At 66.7% G+C, this 18,424-nt stretch carries 17 protein-coding genes and 1 tRNA gene; 11 read left to right on the top strand and 7 right to left on the bottom strand.

The genetic code is table 11. The features are described from left to right. Nucleotides 1–78: 78 nt before the first annotated feature. Nucleotides 79–333 carry a hypothetical protein gene (locus K1T73_RS07265; protein ID WP_259400489.1) on the bottom strand — a complete coding sequence of 85 codons (255 nt, stop codon included), beginning with the start codon at nt 331–333 and terminating at the stop codon, nt 79–81. Between the two features lie 193 nt (nt 334–526). Here K1T73_RS07265 and K1T73_RS07260 point away from each other — a divergent pair, with 193 nt between their 5' ends. Beyond that, nucleotides 527–1,438, top strand: a complete 912-nt coding sequence (locus K1T73_RS07260; protein ID WP_220603261.1) for an AEC family transporter — start codon at nt 527–529, stop codon at nt 1,436–1,438. Between the two features lie 62 nt (nt 1,439–1,500). Next, nucleotides 1,501–1,704 carry a dodecin family protein gene (locus K1T73_RS07255; protein WP_220603260.1) on the top strand — a complete coding sequence of 68 codons (204 nt, stop codon included), beginning with the start codon at nt 1,501–1,503 and terminating at the stop codon, nt 1,702–1,704. Nucleotides 1,705–1,776: 72 nt separating this feature from the next. On the opposite strand, the gene rpoD is transcribed toward K1T73_RS07255, so the two are convergent. The 3 genes from rpoD to K1T73_RS07240 all read right to left on the bottom strand — a co-directional run bounded on the left by rpoD (nt 1,777) and on the right by K1T73_RS07240 (nt 7,459). Further along, the gene (gene rpoD, locus K1T73_RS07250) at nt 1,777–3,765 is read right to left on the bottom strand and encodes an RNA polymerase sigma factor RpoD (RefSeq protein ID WP_220603259.1); all 1,989 of its coding nucleotides are present in this window, start codon (nt 3,763–3,765) and stop codon (nt 1,777–1,779) included. A gap of 128 nt (nt 3,766–3,893) precedes the next feature. Next, nucleotides 3,894–5,831, bottom strand: coding sequence for a DNA primase (gene dnaG, locus K1T73_RS07245; protein WP_220603258.1), 1,938 nt, complete (start codon nt 5,829–5,831; stop codon nt 3,894–3,896). A 197-nt stretch (nt 5,832–6,028) separates the two neighbouring features. After that, nucleotides 6,029–7,459 carry a Glu/Leu/Phe/Val dehydrogenase gene (locus tag K1T73_RS07240; RefSeq protein WP_220603257.1) on the bottom strand — a complete coding sequence of 477 codons (1,431 nt, stop codon included), beginning with the start codon at nt 7,457–7,459 and terminating at the stop codon, nt 6,029–6,031. A gap of 306 nt (nt 7,460–7,765) precedes the next feature. Between K1T73_RS07240 and K1T73_RS07235 the strand changes: the two genes are divergently transcribed. Genes K1T73_RS07235 through K1T73_RS07225 form a run of 3 tightly spaced genes read left to right on the top strand, consistent with a single transcriptional unit; the run spans nt 7,766 to nt 10,601 of the window. Continuing rightward, nucleotides 7,766–9,505, top strand: coding sequence for a pilus assembly protein TadG-related protein (locus tag K1T73_RS07235; RefSeq protein WP_259400488.1), 1,740 nt, complete (start codon nt 7,766–7,768; stop codon nt 9,503–9,505). Beyond that, nucleotides 9,502–10,038: a TadE/TadG family type IV pilus assembly protein gene (locus tag K1T73_RS07230; RefSeq protein WP_220603256.1), complete on the top strand. Its 537-nt coding sequence runs from the start codon at nt 9,502–9,504 to the stop codon at nt 10,036–10,038. The genes K1T73_RS07235 and K1T73_RS07230 overlap by 4 nt, the downstream gene beginning before the upstream one ends. Continuing rightward, nucleotides 10,038–10,601: a TadE/TadG family type IV pilus assembly protein gene (locus K1T73_RS07225; RefSeq protein ID WP_220603255.1), complete on the top strand. Its 564-nt coding sequence runs from the start codon at nt 10,038–10,040 to the stop codon at nt 10,599–10,601. The genes K1T73_RS07230 and K1T73_RS07225 overlap by 1 nt, the downstream gene beginning before the upstream one ends. A gap of 186 nt (nt 10,602–10,787) precedes the next feature. On the opposite strand, the gene K1T73_RS07220 is transcribed toward K1T73_RS07225, so the two are convergent. The 3 genes from K1T73_RS07220 to K1T73_RS07210 all read right to left on the bottom strand — a co-directional run bounded on the left by K1T73_RS07220 (nt 10,788) and on the right by K1T73_RS07210 (nt 12,968). Continuing rightward, on the bottom strand, nt 10,788–11,264 hold the full coding sequence (locus tag K1T73_RS07220) for a hypothetical protein (protein WP_220603254.1): 477 nt from the start codon (nt 11,262–11,264) through the stop codon (nt 10,788–10,790). A gap of 63 nt (nt 11,265–11,327) precedes the next feature. After that, a complete protein-coding gene (locus K1T73_RS07215) occupies nt 11,328–12,272 on the bottom strand; it encodes an NAD(P)-dependent oxidoreductase (protein ID WP_220603253.1) in 945 nt (314 codons plus the stop codon). A gap of 108 nt (nt 12,273–12,380) precedes the next feature. After that, nucleotides 12,381–12,968 carry a TetR/AcrR family transcriptional regulator gene (locus tag K1T73_RS07210; RefSeq protein ID WP_220603252.1) on the bottom strand — a complete coding sequence of 196 codons (588 nt, stop codon included), beginning with the start codon at nt 12,966–12,968 and terminating at the stop codon, nt 12,381–12,383. Nucleotides 12,969–13,072: 104 nt separating this feature from the next. On the opposite strand from K1T73_RS07210, the gene K1T73_RS07205 reads away from it, so the two are divergent. From K1T73_RS07205 to K1T73_RS07180, 6 genes are all read left to right on the top strand, one after another. Further along, nucleotides 13,073–13,366 (top strand): hypothetical protein, encoded by a 294-nt coding sequence (locus K1T73_RS07205; protein WP_220603251.1) that lies wholly within the window; start codon nt 13,073–13,075, stop codon nt 13,364–13,366. An 86-nt stretch (nt 13,367–13,452) separates the two neighbouring features. Then, entirely contained in the window at nt 13,453–14,739 is a 1,287-nt protein-coding gene (locus K1T73_RS07200) for a homoserine dehydrogenase (protein ID WP_220603250.1), read from the top strand. 76 nt (nt 14,740–14,815) lie between these two features. Continuing rightward, nucleotides 14,816–15,781, top strand: coding sequence for a class II fructose-bisphosphatase (gene glpX / locus K1T73_RS07195; protein ID WP_220603249.1), 966 nt, complete (start codon nt 14,816–14,818; stop codon nt 15,779–15,781). Beyond that, nucleotides 15,778–16,341: a cysteine hydrolase family protein gene (locus tag K1T73_RS07190; protein ID WP_259400487.1), complete on the top strand. Its 564-nt coding sequence runs from the start codon at nt 15,778–15,780 to the stop codon at nt 16,339–16,341. Before glpX ends, K1T73_RS07190 begins: the two co-directional genes overlap by 4 nt. Then, complete coding sequence (recJ, locus tag K1T73_RS07185) at nt 16,338–18,077, top strand: single-stranded-DNA-specific exonuclease RecJ (RefSeq protein WP_220603248.1); 1,740 nt, start codon at nt 16,338–16,340, stop codon at nt 18,075–18,077. The genes K1T73_RS07190 and recJ overlap by 4 nt, the downstream gene beginning before the upstream one ends. A 93-nt stretch (nt 18,078–18,170) precedes the next feature. Further along, nucleotides 18,171–18,245, top strand: a tRNA-Glu gene (locus K1T73_RS07180). The last annotated feature ends 179 nt before the right edge of the window (nt 18,246–18,424 follow it).

Here is an 18,424-nt window from a genome sequence, read left to right as displayed (position 1 = left end):
TCTTTTCTCCGCCCTCGATGCCCAGCACGAACGCCCGGCAGCCCACGACGCCGGCCGGGTTCCAGCGACGGCTACGTGTCAGATCGCGGCCCGCGTGCCGCCGCAGATCTGGCCGCCACCCCGCGCGCGCAGCGGCAGGAGCGTGGTCTCCACCGGGCCCGAGTAGCTGTACCAGTAGCATCCGTCGTCGAGAAGCCGGGCCGAGGCCAGGTCCTGGTTCGGCGCTGCGATCCGGGCCACCTCTTCGGGCAGCGGCTGGATCACACCGGTGTCGCTCGCGCCGTTCATCGGCTCCGCGCAGGCACCTACCGCCAACACCGCCGCCAAAATCATTCCTGTCCGAGCCTTGAACATGGCTGGTCCCCCGTCGTTGATTATCGAAACGGACCATACCCTAACGCCGCCGCGCGTCCAGCCCCCACGCGCGTTGGGCCCGCGCGCTGTCTGCATCGCGCCACACTTCCCCCGATCTGCCAGCCGCGATTCGGACTTGCCCCCCTCCGCCGGTTCGCCCAAGACAGAGGCCATGATCGAGCCGATCCTCACGGGCCTCCTGCCCAGCTTCCTTCTCGTGATCCTCGGTGGCGCGCTGAGCGGGCGCCTCTCCGAGACCGCGTGGCAGGGGCTGGACCGGCTCAATTTCGAGATCCTCTTCCCGGCGCTCATCTTCACCGCGGCGGCCAGCCGGCCCATTGATCCCGCCGACCTCCTGATCGTCGGGCCGCTCGTCTGGTCGATCCTGCTCGCGGGGCTCCTCCTCGGCTGGCTCGCCCGGCCACGCGGGCCCGCGCGCTTCCTCGATTTCGCCGGCGGCTGGCAGACCGCGTGGCGCTTCAACACGGCGCTGGGATTCGTGGTCGTCGGCGCGCTGCCCGGTGCGGATATCTCGCTCTTTTCCGTGACCATCGGCCTTGCCATTCCCATGGCCAACGTGTTTGCCGTGGCGGCCCTCTCGCGCGGCACGGGTCTCACACTCGGCGCGGCCCTGGGGCGCATCGCCCTCAACCCGTTCCTGCTCGCCTCGCTCTCGGGCGTCGCGGTGGGGCTTTCGGGCCTCACCATCCCCGCGCCCATCCTCGCGCCGGTCGAGATGCTGGCCGCCGCCGCGATCCCCGTCGCGCTCATCTCCATCGGCGCGACGCTCGACTGGCGCGCGCTCGGGCGGCTCGACCTTTTCTCTGGCCATATCGTCGCCACCAAGCTCATCGCGCTGCCGCTCCTCGTGGCGCTCGTGGCCTGGACCTTCGGCCTGCACGACCCGCTCGTCCCGATCCTCATCGCCTTCGCGGCCCTGCCCACCGCCTCGGCCGCGCATGTCCTTGCCGCCGGTTTCGGCGCCGACCGGCGGCTGGTGGCCACGCTCATCGCGCAGTCCACGCTCCTCAGCGCGGCGACCCTGCCCCTCTGGATGCTCGTGGCGGCCCGCTTCATGCCCTGACCTCGGAACAGACCCGGCCCGCCGCCCGTTGGTCTTCCGTTCCAACCCGAAAGGAGGACACGATGACAGTTGCACGAGTGACCGAGATTTCCGCCACGTCGGAAAAAAGCTTCGACGACGCGGTGAAACAAGGCATCGAACGCGCGTCCAAGACGCTGCGCGGCATGACCAGCGCGTGGGTCAAGGACCAGAATGTCGATGTCGCGGACGGAAAGGTGAAACACTATCGCGTCAACCTCGCCGTCACCTTCGTCCTGGACGACTGACCAGAACGAAAAACGCCGGGCCTCGCGCCCGGCGTCTCGCTTTCCAAAGGCCGGGCATCAACCCGGCACCTCTCACTGATCCAGGAAACTCCGCAGCTTGCGCGACCGCGACGGATGCTTGAGCTTCCGCAGCGCCTTCGCTTCGATCTGCCGGATACGCTCGCGCGTCACGCTGAACTGCTGGCCCACTTCCTCGAGCGTGTGGTCGGTGTTCATCCCGATCCCGAACCGCATCCTCAACACCCGCTCCTCGCGCGGCGTGAGGCTCGAAAGCACCCGCGTGGTGGTTTCCTTCAGGTTGTCCTGAATGGCTGAATCGAGCGGCAGGACCGCGTTCTTGTCCTCGATGAAATCGCCAAGCTGGCTGTCCTCTTCGTCGCCGATGGGCGTCTCGAGGCTGATGGGCTCCTTGGCGATCTTCATCACCTTGCGCACCTTCTCGAGCGGCATCTGCAACTTCTCGGCCAGTTCCTCGGGCGTCGGTTCGCGACCGATCTCGTGCAGCATCTGGCGACCCGTGCGCACCAGCTTGTTGATCGTCTCGATCATGTGGACCGGGATGCGGATCGTCCGCGCCTGATCCGCGATCGAGCGCGTGATCGCCTGCCGGATCCACCACGTCGCGTAGGTCGAGAACTTGTAGCCGCGGCGATACTCGAACTTGTCCACCGCCTTCATCAGGCCGATATTGCCCTCCTGGATCAGGTCGAGGAACTGCAGGCCGCGGTTGGTGTATTTCTTGGCGATCGAGATCACGAGCCGCAGGTTCGCCTCGACCATTTCCTTCTTGGCAAGCCGCGCCTCCTGCTCGCCCTTCTGGACCTGGCCCACGATGCGGCGGAACTCGCTGATATCGAGCCCCACATATTGCCCGACCTGCGCCATGTCGGCACGAAGCTCGGCCACTTTCTCGGGGCTGCGCTCCATGAACATCTGCCAACCGCGCCCGGCCTTCTCGCCCATGTCCTCGAGCCAGTTGGGATCAAGCTCGCGCCCGCGATAGGCGTCGATGAACTCGCGCCGGTTGATCCGGGCCTGGTCGGCGAGCTTCACCATCGCGCTGTCGATGGCCATGATCCGCTGGTTGATGCCGTAAAGCTGGTCGATCAACGCCTCGATCCGGTTGTTGTGCAGGTGCAACTCGTTCACCAGTTCCACGATCTCGGAGCGGAGCTTCTGGTAGGTCGCCTCCTGCTTCTCCGAAAACGACCCGTCCTCGTTGAGCGTGGCCGAGATGCGGCTGTCCTGCATCGCGCTCAGCTTCTCGTAATCCGCGGCGATCCGGTCCAGCGTCTCGAGCACGCGCGGCTTCAGCGCGGCTTCCATCGCCGCGAGGCTCATGTTGGCCTGCTCGTCCTCGTCGTCGTCATCGTCGGTGCTGATCGGGTTGCCGTCCGCGTCAAGCTCCTGGCCGTCATCGCCCTTCTTGGGCGCCGGCGCCTCCGACACGTTGGCCGCGACGACCGACGGATCCACGCCGTCCTCGCCTTCGCCCATCTGGTTGCCGAAGGTGGTCTCGAGGTCGATCACGTCGCGCAGCAGGATATCCTCGCCCAGCAATTCGTCGCGCCAGATGGTGATCGCCTGGAAGGTCAGCGGGCTCTCGCACAGGCCCGCGATCATCGTGTTGCGCCCGGCCTCGATCCGCTTCGCGATGGCGATCTCGCCCTCGCGGCTCAGAAGTTCGACCGATCCCATCTCGCGCAGGTACATGCGCACCGGGTCGTCGGTGCGGTCGAGTTTCTCTTCCTTGCCCGAACCGAGCGCCACCTCGCCCTTCTTGCCGATCTCGGCAACGGCGGTGACCTTCTGCTCCTCCTCCTCGACGTCCTCGGCCTCGATGATGTTGATGCCCATTTCCGAAAGCATCGACATCACGTCCTCGATCTGTTCGGACGAGACCTGGTCGGGAGGCAGCACCTGGTTGAGCTGATCGTAGGTGATGTATCCCTTTTCGCGCGCCTCCCCGATCATCTTCTTGATCGCGGCCTGGCTCATGTCGAGCGAGATTTCGGCATCCTGGTCGTCGGACTTGTGCTCGTCGGTGTCCTTGGCGGCCATGTAAAGCTCCTCAGCTGGGGCGCGTCGCGTGATTCGCGTAAAGGCGAATCATCCTTGTGAGTGAGTGATTCGCAACCCGTTTACCTTGATTCGTTTACCATTTCCTCACCAGAGCGGCAGATGAGTCTCTACCTGCGGGGTTTGGAGAAAGTAATCCTGTCCAGAAGCGCGTCAAACGCGTGGCGCTCGTCACGGTTGATTCGCGCCCCGTTGTCGGCGGTATCGTATTCCGTCTTGTCCTCCTGCTGGCTGCGCAGCGCCCGGTTGCGCGCCTCCGCCGCCTGTCCCAGCCGCCATGTCAGCGCCTCGTCGGCCACGCCTCCCAGGTCCTCTATCGCGTCCGAAATCTCTTCGGCGATCCCCTTCAGCGCGCTGATCTTGGCCAGTTCCTCGGCCACCGTCATGCGGGCGAGATCGGGATCGCCGGGCCGTCTGATGGCGGGGTTGAGCGCGACATGGGGCAGGCGCATGAGGTTTTCAAGGGCCTCCCGTCCGATCGCCGCCTCCGCCTTCTCGCGCAGGGCATCCGGCCCGTCACCCGCATGGCGCAGGATCACGTCGCGCAACCGCGCATGCAGCCCGTCGCGACAGTCGAGCCGTTCGAGCGCGCCGTCGAATTCCACCGCCACCTCGGGCGTCGCGGCCAGCGCCGCGAGGATCACCGCCTCGCGCAGGCGCTCCTGCGTCGCCGTGTCCGCAGCGGCCAGCGCCGAGGCCTTGGTTCCCGGTCGCGGCGCCTGCGGCGGCTGCCACCTGCCGCCGCCGCTCCGCGCCGCGCGTTTCGGCGCGAACAGCTGCCAGCGCAATTCCCGGATCGCCTGCCCGTAATGGCCCCGGATCGACGGGTCGCGGATACGGCCGATCACCTCGCGCAACGCCTGGTCCAGCGCGGCCTTCCGCTCGGGGCTGTCGAAACTGCGCCCCTCGGTCTCGCGCTGCCACAAAAGCTCGACCATCGGCAACGCCCCCTCGATGCGCTCGCGCAGCGCCGCCACACCCGAGGCGCGGATCAGGTCGTCGGGGTCCTGCCCCTCGGGCATGAGCGCGAAGCGCAAGGACTTGCCGGCCTCGATCATCGGCAGCGCCGTGTCGATCACGCGATAGGCCGCCTGCACGCCCGCGCGATCCCCGTCGAGCGCCATCACCGGCTCGTCCGCCACGCGCCAGAGCAGGCCAAGCTGCTCCCCGGTCACCGCCGTCCCGAGGGGTGCCACTGCCGCGCCGATCCCGGCCTGCGCCATGGCGATCACATCCATGTAGCCCTCGGCCACCACCAGCGCCTCGCCCCTGCCCGCGGCCTCCCGCGCACGGCCCAGGTTGTAAAGCACCCGGCTCTTGTCGAAGAGCGCGGTCTCCGGCGAGTTGAGATATTTCGCGTTGTCCTCGGGGTCCATCGCGCGCCCGCCGAAGGCGATGCACCGTCCCCTCGGGTCCCGGATGGGAAACATGATGCGGTTGCGAAAGACGTCGTAGGGTTTCCCGCCCTTCTGGCTTTCCCGCGCCAATCCGCAATCCAGGATCCTGTCAGGCGCCACGCCCTTCTCCGAAAGATGATCCCACAGCCCCTGCCAGCCGGGGGGTGCGAAGCCGATCTCGAACGTGTCCTGCGTCGCCTCGCTCAGACCCCGCCGCTCGAGATAGGCCCGTGCTTCCGCCCCCGCCGCCGCGCGCAGACTCATGCGGAAAAACCGGACGGCGGCCTCCATGACCTCGGTCAGGTCCGAGATCCGGTCGGCCTTCTCCTGCGCGCGCGGATCGCGCTCGGGGATCGGCATCCCGACCTCCTGGGCGAGAATGCGCACCGCCTCCATGAATTCCACGTTCTCGGTCTCGCGCACGAAGCTGATCGCATCGCCCTTCGCGTGACAGCCGAAGCAGTAGTAATAGCCCTTCTTGTCGTCGACGTGAAAGCTCGCGGTCTTTTCCTGGTGGAAGGGGCACGGCGCCCACATGTCGCCCTTGCCCTGGTTCGACTTGCGCGCGTCCCACGAGACCTTGCGCCCGACCACCTGCGCGATCGAGGTGCGGGTGCGCAATTCGTCAAGGAACCCGGGTGGCAGACTCATGCGTCACTATATGGGCGACGATCGCCCCAAGGCCAAGGCTTTCGCGCGCACGGCGCCTTTATCTTGCCGCAAATATCCCCGGCGGAGGCACGGGAAGGTTCGCACGAATTTTCTCTCGACCGCGTCCCCCGCGCCGCCCCCTTCCGCGCGCTGCGGCCGCGCGGAAGGTAAGCCCATCGCCCCGGCTCGCGCCCGCCTTACAGACCCGCCGCGCGATAGCTCGCCGCGACCTTGTCGATCGAGACGAGATAGGCCGCGGTGCGCAGGTCGGTCACGTCCTCGCGCGCGTGCCAGACCTCGCGCATCGACTGGTAGGCCGCGCGCATCGTGTCGTCGAGGCCCGAGCGCACGAGTTCGAGTTCGCCGGCACCCTTCAGATATTGCTGCTTGAAGCCCGGCGTCAGGGTCCAGCCGAGGTTCTGATCCGCGCTCAGTCGCTCCAGCTCGTCCACGATGAGCTGGTGGCGCGATTCCTCCTGCCTGCGCCCCATGCGGCCGAAGCGGATATGGCTGAGGTTCTTGACCCACTCGAAATAGCTGACCGTCACACCGCCCGCGTTGGCATACATGTCGGGGATGATCACGCAGCCCTTTTCGCGCAGGATCTCGTCGGCACCCGCCGTCACCGGCCCGTTCGCGGCCTCGATGACGAGCGGGGCCTTGATGCGGGCCGCGTTCGAGAGGTTGATCACCCCCTCCAGCGCCGCCGGGATCAGGATGTCGCAGTCATGCTCGAGCACCTTGGCGCCGTCCCTGACGTATTTCCCCCTTGGGTATCCGTCGACACCGCCATGCTTGCTGATCCAGTTGCGCAACGCCTCGATGTCGAAACCGTTCTCGTCGATGAGCGCGCCGTCACGTTCGATCACCGCGATGATCTTGCAGCCATCCTCCTCGCTCAGGAACTTCGCGGCGTGGTAGCCCACGTTGCCCAGGCCCTGCACGATGACGCGCTTGCCGTCGAGCTTGCCATCGAGCCGGGCCGCCTTCACGTCCTCGGGATGGCGGAAGAACTCCTGGAGCGCGTATTGCACCCCGCGCCCCGTCGCCTCGGTGCGGCCCTGGATGCCGCCCGCGTTGATCGGCTTGCCGGTGACGCAGGCGCGCGCGTTGATGTCCGTGGTGTGCATCCGCTTGTACTGGTCGGCGATCCACGCCATCTCGCGCTCGCCCGTGCCCATGTCGGGCGCGGGCACGTTCTGGGACGGGTGGATGAGGTCGCGCTTGACCAGTTCATGCGTGAACCGCCGCGTGATCCGCTCCAGCTCGTGCTCGTCCCACTCCCGCGGGTCGATCCTGAGCCCGCCTTTCGAGCCGCCGAACGGCGCCTCGACCAGCGCGCATTTGTAGGTCATCAGCGCCGCAAGCGCCTCCACCTCGTCCTGGTTCACGCCCATGGCATAGCGGATTCCGCCCTTCACGGGCTCCATGTGTTCCGAATGGACGCTGCGATAGCCGGTGAAGGTATGGATCTGCCCCCTCAGCCGCACGCCGAACCGAACCGTGTAGGTCGCGTTGCAGACGCGGATCTTCTCCTCAAGCCCCGGCGGGAGGTCCATGAGCGACACCGCCCGGTTGAACATGAGGTCCACGCTCTCGCGAAAAGTCGGCTCTTTGGCTGTGGTCATGAGGGTCCTCCCAAGTTTCGCCGGGGCGCCGCCCGTGCGACGCCCCGATCCCTTTGCGCATCGTTAATGGTCGGCGATCTTTTGTCCAGTAATTGCCGGCCGCACGCCCGCGCCCCGCGCTCGGCGTCTCATTGTCAACCCCCCGTCGACAATCTCCGCCCGGCACTGCTGACTGTCCCCTAATCACCCTGTTTTCCTTAAAATATTGGGGGTTTTGGCCCTATTTCCGCCACATATATCGGCGAAAAACCGCTTTGCCGAATTCCGATTCGGGCTGACCAGTTCCGGTCTTGCGAGGTATCGAAAATGACATTGCGTACACTCATTTCCCCGGATCGCGATCCCTTCGCGCCGCCCCGGCCAAGCGCGTTCCAGCGCGTGTTCGACCGCGCCCGCGCCTTCGGACGGGACGAGGACGGGACCGTGACCGTCATGTCGCTCTTCTTCTTCCTGATCATGATCGCCGCCGCCGGTCTCGCCATCGACATGATGCGCTACGAGATGGAGCGCGCGCGCATCCAGCAGACGCTCGACGCCGCCGTGCTGGCCGCGGCGGGCTCTCCCTTCGGCTCCGACGGACGCAAGATCGTCGAGGATTACTTCGAGACCGCCGGCATGCGCCAGTATCTCGACGACGAGGTCGAGGGCGACATCGCCTCCTCCGCCAACGCGTCGAAGGTCACCGCGAACGCGTCGATGACGCTCGACACCTACCTGATGAAGCTCTCGGGCGTGAAGAAGCTCGAGGCCAAGGGCACATCGACCGCCGAGCGCCGGGTGCCCAAGCTCGAGGTCGCGCTGGTGCTCGACGTCTCGGGCTCCATGGGCAACAACAACAAGCTCTCGAACCTCCAGGCCGCGGCCAAGAAATTCGTGACCACGATCCTGAACTCGTCCGAACCCGGCAACACCACCGTTTCGATCATCCCGTTCAGCTGGGACGTGGCGCCCGGCCCGGAGATCTTCGAGTCGCTCAATGTGGACGTGCGTCAGAACTACTCGACCTGCCTGCAATTCCGCGCAAGCGACTTCAACAGCGCCGCCATCGACCCGGAGGTGCAGCAGACGCAACTCATCTACACCGCCCAGGACCATTACGGGTTCAACAACCTGCAATATTCCAACCGGACCTGCTACACCGACGAATACGCCGAGATCCTGGCCTACTCGTCCAACGAGACCGCGCTTCACACCAAGATCGACACCCTCGTCGCCAGCGGCAACACCTCGGGCAACACCGGCATGAAATGGGGCGCGGCGCTGCTCGATCCGAAGTTCAAGAGCGTGAAGAAAGCACTGGACGGCAAGAAGGACGACGACACCTACACGTCGGCCGTTCCCGCCCAGTACAACGAGGCCGAGACCCTGAAGGTCATCGTGATGATGGGCGACGGCAAGAACACCTATTCCAACGAATTCCCCTTCGACAGCACCTTCCGCGGGCCGAATTCCTACCTGCACAAGATCGTCTACACGGTCGAGGAGTTCCAGTACGCCTACCACAAGTATCGCCACTGGTATTCTGACAGCGAAAGCAAGTGCAGCAAGAAGAACTGGGAATGCGTCTACTCGTCCGAGACCAAGGAAGCGTTTTATGTCTACGATGACGACGACCACGAGTATGACAGCACGACCACCGACGACGAACTGACCGTCTGGCAGTTCGAGAACCTCGACAGCTGGCTCCCCGGCTACGTCTCGACCTACAACTACTCCTGGGAAGAGGCCTGGGGCCTGATGAGCCCGGATTTCCTCAACGACGAGACCGGATTCGGTGTCCCCGAGGACGTGGAATTCGAAGGCACGGGCCGCGTGAGCGGGTCGGAGAAGGACAGCCGCATGTCCAACATCTGCAAGGCCACCAAGGACAACGGCGTCGTCGTCTACACGATCGGCTTCGAGATCTCCAAGGGCGGCACCGCCGAGGCGGGCCTGAAGGACTGCGCCTCGTCGCTCGCCCACTACTACCGGGCCGAGGGCGTGAACATCAACGACGCGTTCAGCTCGATTGCCTCGAACGTGGTGAACCTGAGGTTGACAGAATGATGACCGGTCTCCGCACATTTCTCACCCGCTTCCGGCGCGACGAAGACGGCAACTCCTCCGTCGAGTTCATGATCCTCTTCCCGGTCTATTTCGCGCTGCTGATCATGTCGCTCGAACTCAGCATGATCACCCTGCGGCACACCATGCTCGAACGCGGTCTCGACATCGCCGTGCGCGAATTGCGCCTCGGGACCGGCACCGCGCCGCAGCACAGCCAGATCAAGCAGATCATCTGCGACAACGCGCTCCTGATCTCGGATTGCAGCAACAGCCTCAAGCTCGAGATGGTGCCCAAGGACATCCGCGCCTTCGTCACGCTCGACGGCAATGTCGATTGTTCCGACAAGGCCGCGCCCAGCAAGCCGGTCAAGGCCTTCGTGCCCGGTCAGCAGAACGAGCTGATGATGCTCCGGGCCTGCCTCAAGTACGACCCGATCTTCCCCAAGTGGGATCTCGCGCGGGCGCTTGACCGCGACAGCTCGGGTCAGATCGCGATCCAGTCCACAACCGCCTTCGTGCAGGAGCCGCTCTGATGTCTCTGTTTGAAACGCTCAGGACCCGCCTTCGTGCCTTCTCGCGCGATCAATCCGGCACCGTCACGGTCGAGGCCGTGTTGACCCTGCCGATCCTCTTCCTGGTGATCGGCGTGACCTACGAATTCTTCGAGGTCCACCGCTACAAGAGCGCGCGTGACAAGGCGAGCTACACCATCGCCGACATGATCTCGCGCGAAATGGCGCCGGTGGATGACAACTACATCGACAACACCAAGACCCTTTTCGACACGATCGTGAACGACAACGCGCCCACGCAGCTTCGTGTCTCGATCATCAAGTTCGACGAGGACAGCGACAAGTATTCCATCGTGTGGTCCGAGGTGCGCGGCACCGGCAACATGACCGCGCTCAAGACCGAGGACGTGGCAAGCGATCACGCCTCCCTGCCCGGCATGGCCGACGGGGAGGAGCTCATCCTCGTCGAGTGGGGCGCGGATTACCAGCCGATGTTCGACGTGGGCTTCGACGGCGGCTTCGAGGTCGCAAGCGGCATCTTCACGAGCCCCCGCTTCGCGCCCCAGATCGTCTGGGACAGTTAACCTTTCCACCCCGATCTGCACCGAACGCCCCGTTAACGCGGGGCGTTCGCGCGTTTCGCACCGACACGATACCGACGTGGATACCGACGTGGATACCGACGTCGGAAATCGGCCTCTTTTCCCTGTTAACCAACGCCGCGCCGGCCGAGTCGCGGCACCCGCCCCACCGACGCGCCGCGCGCCGCGTTAACCCTCGCGCGCCGCGATCCGCGCCGCGATGATCTCGGCCATGGCCTTCGACTGACCCGCCGAGGTGACACCGCCCACGCCCACCCGGCGGCCCAGGCGCCACCACATGCCGGGCCGCCAGCGTGCCGGCCGCGATGTCAGCAGGATGACGATGAACCCGTTCGACGGCTTGAACGCGAAGGTGCCCCGGTCGAGCCGCTCGATCTCGTCCATCTCGGCGATCCATTCGCCCCCGCCGGTGCGCAAGCCGCCCGCGACAAGCTCGATCGCCTCGCCCGTCGCGCGCCAGAGCCGCTGCGCCAGGTACAGCGCACCAAGCGCCAAGACCACGAGAAACGCCTGCACGACAAGGGGTTGCCCCGCGCCCTTCATCCCCAGGTAAACCAGTAGGAAAGCCAGGGAAAGCAGCACCACGAGCGCGAAGACACGCCGCGGCGGCGATGCTTCGATCCGCATCAGGACAGTGTCATCCATGCGCGCAGCCCTCCCTCGCGGCCCCCCTTATCGCGAAAGCGGCGGGACGCAAAGGGCTTCGCCTCACCGCCGGGCCACGACCTCCGCACCCGGCGCCTCCGGCTCGTCATCCACCATCTCGGCGGGAAAGCCGGGCGCCGTGATATCGAGCCCCGTCGCCTCCTCGAGGCGGCGGATGATGTTGGGCGACAGCTCGCGCGGGCCATAACGTGCGATCCCGTCGCGAAAGATCGAGACGAGGAGCGGATTGAGTTCGAGCGGCACCCCGGCGCGGTCCGCAACCTCCTGGAAAAGTCCGATATCCTTGGCCACGAGGTCCATCGTGAAGCTGATGTCCCGGCTTCCGTTCAGGATCACCTGGCTCTCGGTTTCGTGGACGAAAGAGGTTCCCGAGCTGATGCGGATGGCCTCGTAGGCCGTGGCGAGATCCATGCCCGCCCCCTTGGCCACCGTCAGCGCCTCGGCGCAACTGACGAGGTTCGCGGTCGCAAGATAGTTCGTCAATACCTTGAGAACGCTCGCACTTCCCAACGCGCCGGTATGCAGCACGCGCCGCCCCATGACCGTCAGGAGCGGCAGCACACGCTCGAACGTGTCCCGGTCGCAGCCCGCGAAGATGCTGATATTGCCAGTGTCCGCCCGGTGGCACCCGCCCGAGACCGGGCAATCCACCGCCGCGCCACCCCGAGCGATCACCTCCGCGCCCAGGCGTTTGACCTCGGCCTCGTCGGTGGTGGACATCTCCATCCAGACCTTGCCATCTGTGACCTCGGGCAGCATCTCGCGCATCACCGCATCGCTCGCCGCGGGGCTGGGCAGGCAGGTGATGACGGCGTCACAGCCCCGCATCATGGCGGCCGGATCGCCGCCCGCCCCGGCGCCCCGTGCCTCGAATGCCCCTGTCAGATCGGCGTTGAGATCGTGGACGCTGACCGCGATCCCGTTGCGCAGAAGGCTCCCGGCGAGCTTGCCGCCCACGTTGCCGAGCCCGATGAATCCCACATGCATGTTCGGTCCCTCCCTGTCCCGAGGACCAGTCTTGCCGCCTCCGGCCCCACCTCGCAGGTCCGTTTGCGACATCTCGACCGCCGCTAGCCGGGCATCCTGCCCGCCTGCTCACGCCGCCACGGCGCGGCGCACCATGTCCCAGTAGATCTCCTCGACCTCGCCGAGGCTCAGCCGCCCCTCCTCGCGAAACCAGGTGTTCACGCCCGTCATCATCGCGATGAGTGCCATGGTCGCGACCTTGGGCTCCGCGACACGGAACGCCCCCTCCGCCACGCCCTGCCGCAGGATGGCTTCGAGCTGACCCTCGTAGGTCCGTCGCATCTCCTCGATACGCGCGAAATTCTCGGGGGTCAGGTTGCGCAGTTCCATGTAGGCGATGAACACCTCCTCGGGGCGGCCCGAGTGAAAGCGGATGTGAAACCGCGTGAACTGCTCCAGCGCGGCGGCCGCATCCGGCATGGCCGGCAGGGCCTCACGCGCCGTTAACAGATCCTCCATATGTTCCTGCATAATCTCGTAGAGGAGGCTCTGCTTGTCGGGCGTGTAATTGTAAAGTGCGCCGGCCTGCACACCGACCTCGCCCGCGATGCGCCGCATCGACACCGCCGCGAATCCGTGTCGCGCGAACAGATGTCGCGCGGCCGCGCGCACGCGCGGTCCGGTAATGTCGGAATACGAGCCCTGGGTCCGTGCCATGGCACGGGTTTAACTGAACGGGCGTTCAGATCAAGTGCCGCTTGCCCCGCCCGCGGGATCGGTGGCATTGTGTCCGCATGTCGCACCCCGTCCGAAGGCTCCGCATGCGCCTCTCCCGTCCGCTCCTTCCGGCGCTCGCGCTCTCGCTCGCGGCCTGCACCCAGTTCCCCGAGGTCGACGCCTCGATCAGCGACACCGCCCGCGCCGCCGACTACCCCGCGCTCGTGCCCCTCGACACGCTCAAGGCAAGGATGGATGCGCCCTCGCTCGACCCTGCCTCGGCCCGGGACCTCGACACCCGCGCGGCCCGCCTCAAGGCCCGTGCCGCCGCGCTCCAGCGGCGCAGCGTGATCGACCCGGCCACCCGCGAACGCATGCGCCGGGGCGTGCAGCCCTGAACCTCCCGCCACGGCGGAAAACCCGCGTTGCGCGGCCTTTCGTTACCCGTTACATCGCCATGGACACGCGACATGGGAGAGATGAAATGAGCCAGCCTTTGCGCCTCGGGATCGCCGGATTGGGCACGGTCGGCGCCGGCGTCGTCAAGATCGTGCGGCAGAAGGCCAACCTCCTTGCCGCCCGCGCCGGCCGCCCGGTCGAGATCACCGCCGTCTGCGCCCGCTCGCGCGACAAGGACCGTGGCGTGAACCTCTCGCACTACGCGTGGGAGGACGATCCCGTCACCCTCGCCCGCCGCGACGACGTGGACGTTTTCGTCGAGCTCATGGGCGGCAGCGACGGCCCCGCCAAGGCGGCGACCGAGGCGGCCATCGCCGCCGGCAAGGACGTGGTCACTGCGAACAAGGCGCTTCTCGCCCATCACGGCCATGCCCTCGCCCTCGCCGCCGAGGACGCAGGCTCGGTCATCCGCTTCGAGGCCGCCGTCGCGGGCGGCATCCCCGTCATCAAGGCCCTGACCGAAGGCCTCGCGGGCAACGAGATCACGCGCGTCATGGGTGTGATGAACGGCACCTGCAACTACATCCTCACCCGCATGCAATCGGCCGGCCTGCCCTATGCCGAGGTTTTCGAGGAGGCCAACCAGCTGGGCTATCTCGAGGCCGATCCGACCCTCGACGTAGGCGGCATCGACGCGGGCCACAAGCTCGCGCTCCTGGCCTCGATCGCCTTCGGCACGCAGGTCGATTTCGACGCGGTCGAGCTCGAGGGGATCGAACAGATCACCATCGGCGACATCCATCACGCCGCCGACCTGGGCTTCCGGATCAAGCTGCTCGGGGTCTGCCAGATGACCGGCCGCGGGCTCGAGCAACGCATGTCACCCTGCCTCGTCCCGGCCGAAAGCCCGCTGGGACAGCTCGAGGGCGGCACCAACATGTGCGTGCTCGAAGGCGACTCCGTCGAGCAGATCGTCCTGCGTGGCCCCGGCGCCGGCGAGGGCCCGACGGCCAGCGCCGTCATGGGCGACGTCATGGATATCGCGCGCGGGTTGCGCATCCCCACCTTCGGCATCCCGGCCTCGAGTCTCGCGCAGGCGAAACCCGCCAAGGCCGTGACACCCGCCGCCTACTACCTGCGCCTCACGCTCGAGGACAAGCCCGGCGCGCTCGCCAAGGTGGCGACCGCCCTGGGCGAGGCGGGCGTGTCGATCAACCGGATGCGGCAGGTGCGCCATGACAAGACCACGGCCCCCGTGCTCATCGTGACCCACAAGACCACCCGCGCCGCCCTCGACGACGCGCTGGCCCAAATGGCGGGCTTCGACGTCATCGCGGAACCGCCGGTGGCGCTGCGGATCGAGATGGTCTGACCCGGCCCCTTGTGCCACCTTCGGCCCGTCGCTAAACCCGAGGTCGAAGGACCCATAGTTTCAAGGAATATCGCCCATGTCCGCCTCGCCCGACTTCGACGACCGCATGCTCTCGCTGGGTCTCGCCCGCGTGTCGGAACAGGCGGCGCTTGCCTGTGCGCACCTGATCGGGCGCGGCGACGAGAAGGCCGCCGACCAGGCCGCGGTCAACGCCATGCGCGAGGAGTTGAACAAGCTCACGATCAAGGGTGTCGTTGTCATCGGCGAGGGCGAGCGCGACGAGGCCCCGATGCTCTATATCGGCGAAGAGGTGGGCACCGGCGCCGGCCCCGGCGTCGACATCGCCCTCGACCCGCTCGAGGGCACGACGCTCACTGCCAAGGCCATGCCCAACGCGCTCACCGTCATCGCCATGGCCCCGCGGGGCAGCCTCCTGCACGCGCCCGACACCTACATGGAAAAGCTCGCGATCGGCCCCGGCTACCCCCGCGACGTGGTCAGCCTCGAGCAGGGCCCACGCGAGCGGGTCGAGGCGCTGGCCGCCGCCAAGGGGGTGAAGCCCTCCGAGATCACCGTCTGCGTGCTCGAACGGCCCCGCCACGAGGACATGATCGCCGAGATCCGCGAAACCGGCGCAGCGGTCTTCCTCATCCCCGACGGCGACGTCGCGGGCGTCATTCACTGTGCCGAGGCGCGCCTCACGGGGATCGACATGTACATGGGCACCGGCGGCGCGCCCGAGGGCGTCCTCGCCGCCTCCGCGCTCAAATGCATGGGAGGCCAGATCTGGGGCCGGCTCGTGTTCCGCAACGACGACGAGAAGGGCCGCGCGCGAAAGGCCGGGATCACCGATTTCGACCGCGTCTATTCCCGCGACGAGATGGTGACCTCGGACGTCATCTTCGCGGCAACCGGCGTGACCGACGGCTCGCTCGCCGCCGGGATCAAGTCGCGCCCCGGTTATGTCGAAACCGAGACGGTTCTCATGCGCTCGAAATCAGGCTCTCTGCGCCGCATGATCTATCGCAATCCCGTCCGATGATCGCGGGCGCGCTCATCCTCGTCGATATCCAGAAGGGCTTCGACAGCCCGGTCTGGGGCGCGCGCAACAACCCCGGGGCCGAAGCGAACGCGGGCCGTCTTCTTGCTGCGTGGCGCGAAGCAGGCAAGCCCATCTGCCATATCCGCCACGTCAGCCCCGAACCCGGAAGCCCGCTCGGCCCCGGCGGTGACGGCACCGAATTCAAAGCCGAGGTCGCACCGCGAGACGGCGAACCGGTGTTCGAAAAGAACGTGAATTCCGCCTTTATCGGCACGGGGTTGGGGGAACATCTTCATGCACTGGATGAAACCCGCGTGACGATTTGCGGCCTCACCACCCCGCATTGCGTGTCGACCACCGCGCGCATGGCCGCCAATCTCGGCTTTCACGTCACACTGGCCCATGACGCCTGCGCAGCTTTCGCCGCCAACGCCCGGACGGACTGGGCGGGCGATGTGCCGGCGCTCTCGCCGGAGGCCGTGCATCACGCGGCTGTCTCGATCCTGCACGGTGAATTTGCACGGGCGCTCTCGACGGACATGATCGTCGCGGCGAAATGAGCTTTCTCGATGTCTCCGCCTCGCTCTCGGGTCGCCGCTGGATCGGCCCCGACACCGAGACCGACCGCCTGGCCGAGGCGCTGGTGCAGGACACGGGCCATCCCCGCGCGCTGTGCCAGGTTCTCGCGCGCTTCGGCGTGACGGCGCAGGATGCCGGGGGGTTCCTCGCACCACGTCTGCGCGACCTGCTGCCCGATCCCCGTTCGCTGCGCGACATGGAGACCGCCGCGGCCCGCATCCTCGGCGCTGCCCGCCATCGCGAACGGATCGCCATCTTCGCGGATTATGACGTTGATGGAGGGGCTTCGGCCGCACTCCTCATCCATTGGCTCCGCACGTTCGATCATCACGCGACGCTCTACGTCCCGGACCGGATCGACGAAGGCTACGGCCCGAACGCGCCCGCGATGGAGATGCTCGCGCGCGATCACGATCTCATTGTCTGCGTCGATTGCGGCACGCTCAGCCACGATGCCATCGCGGCGGCGCAAGGGGCCGATGTGGTCATCCTCGATCATCACCTCGGGGGGGAAACCCTCCCCGACGCGCTCGCCTGCGTGAACCCCAACCGGCAGGACGAGGATGGCGCGCTGGCCCATCTCTGCGCGGCGGCGGTGGTTTTCCTGATGCTTGTCGAGGCCGGGCGGCAGATGCGCGCCGCCGGCGAGAGCGCGCCCGATCTTCTGGGGCTTCTCGATCTCGTGGCGCTGGCGACCGTCGCCGATGTGGCGCCGCTTGTCGGCGTGAACCGCGCCTTCGTGCGCCAGGGCCTCAAGGTCATGAGCGCGCGGGCCCGCCCCGGCCTCGTGGCGCTCGCGGACGCCGCCCGTCTCGACCGCCCGCCCGAGGCCTATCACCTAGGCTACGTTCTTGGCCCGCGGATCAACGCGGGTGGCCGCGTGGGCCGCGCGGACCTGGGCGCACGGCTCCTCGCCACCTCCGATATGGCGGAGGCACGCTCGCTTGCCGACGCGCTCGAGCGTCTCAATGCCGACCGGCGCGACGTCGAAGCCGCCGTGCGCGCTGCCGCCCTCGCGCAGGCCGAATCGCGCGGCCTCGATGCGCCTCTTGCCTGGGCGGCGGGCGATGGCTGGCATCCCGGCGTGGTGGGCATCGTCGCAAGCCGGCTCAAGGAACAGGCCAACCGGCCGGCGATCGTCATCGGCTTCGATGGCGAGGTGGGCAAGGGGTCGGGTCGCTCGATCACCGGCGTGGACCTTGGCGCCAGCATCCAGCGCCTCGCGGCCGAGGGCCTGCTTCTCAAGGGCGGCGGGCATCGCATGGCCGCTGGCCTCACCGTCGCCCGCGACAAGCTCGAGCCCGCCATGGCGCGGCTGTCCGAACTTCTGGACCGACAGGGTGCGGGCGCGGCCGGCACCGCCGACCTGCGCCTTGACGGGGTGCTCATGCCGGGTGCGGCGACCCCCGAACTCATCGCCCGCATCGACGAGGCCGGTCCTTTCGGTGCCGGCGCCCCCGGGCCCCGCTATGTCTTCGCCGACATGCAACTCACCTTCGCGCGGCGCGTGGGCGAGAGCCATCTCAAGCTGCGTTTCGGCGACGGCCACGGCCCGCAGCTCGACGCCATCGCTTTCGGAGCTTTCGACGGCCCCCTCGGCGCACCGCTCGAAGGCCACGGAGGAGCGCGCTTTCACCTCGCGGGACGGCTCGAGGTGAACCATTGGGGCGGTCGCCAGACGGTTCAGCTCCGGCTCGAGGACGCGGCCCGCGCCTGATCGGAATTTTTCTCTCCGGGCACGCCGTTTCGATGAAAAAACCCTCTTGCGCGCGCCCCGCGTTTTGCCTACTACGCCCCCACGCCAAGGCATGGCCCGTTCGTCTATCGGTTAGGACGCCAGGTTTTCAACCTGGAAAGAGGGGTTCGATTCCCCTACGGGCTGCCACTCTCCACCGAAATCCCTCGATCACGCAACGTCACGCGGCTTCCGCGTCGCGCGAACCGTTCAATTTCTTCTGAACGACTTGACGAAGGCGGCACGTCGCCCCACCTCCTGCTGGTATCCGGATTGGTGAAAGGAGGGCGGGACGTGAAAGCTCTGGCACGGACAAGAGCCGAATTCAT

Source organism: Roseovarius sp. SCSIO 43702 (genome assembly GCF_019599045.1).
Classification (GTDB): Bacteria; Pseudomonadota; Alphaproteobacteria; order Rhodobacterales; family Rhodobacteraceae; genus Roseovarius.
This window is presented reverse-complemented; position numbering and strand designations above follow the sequence as displayed.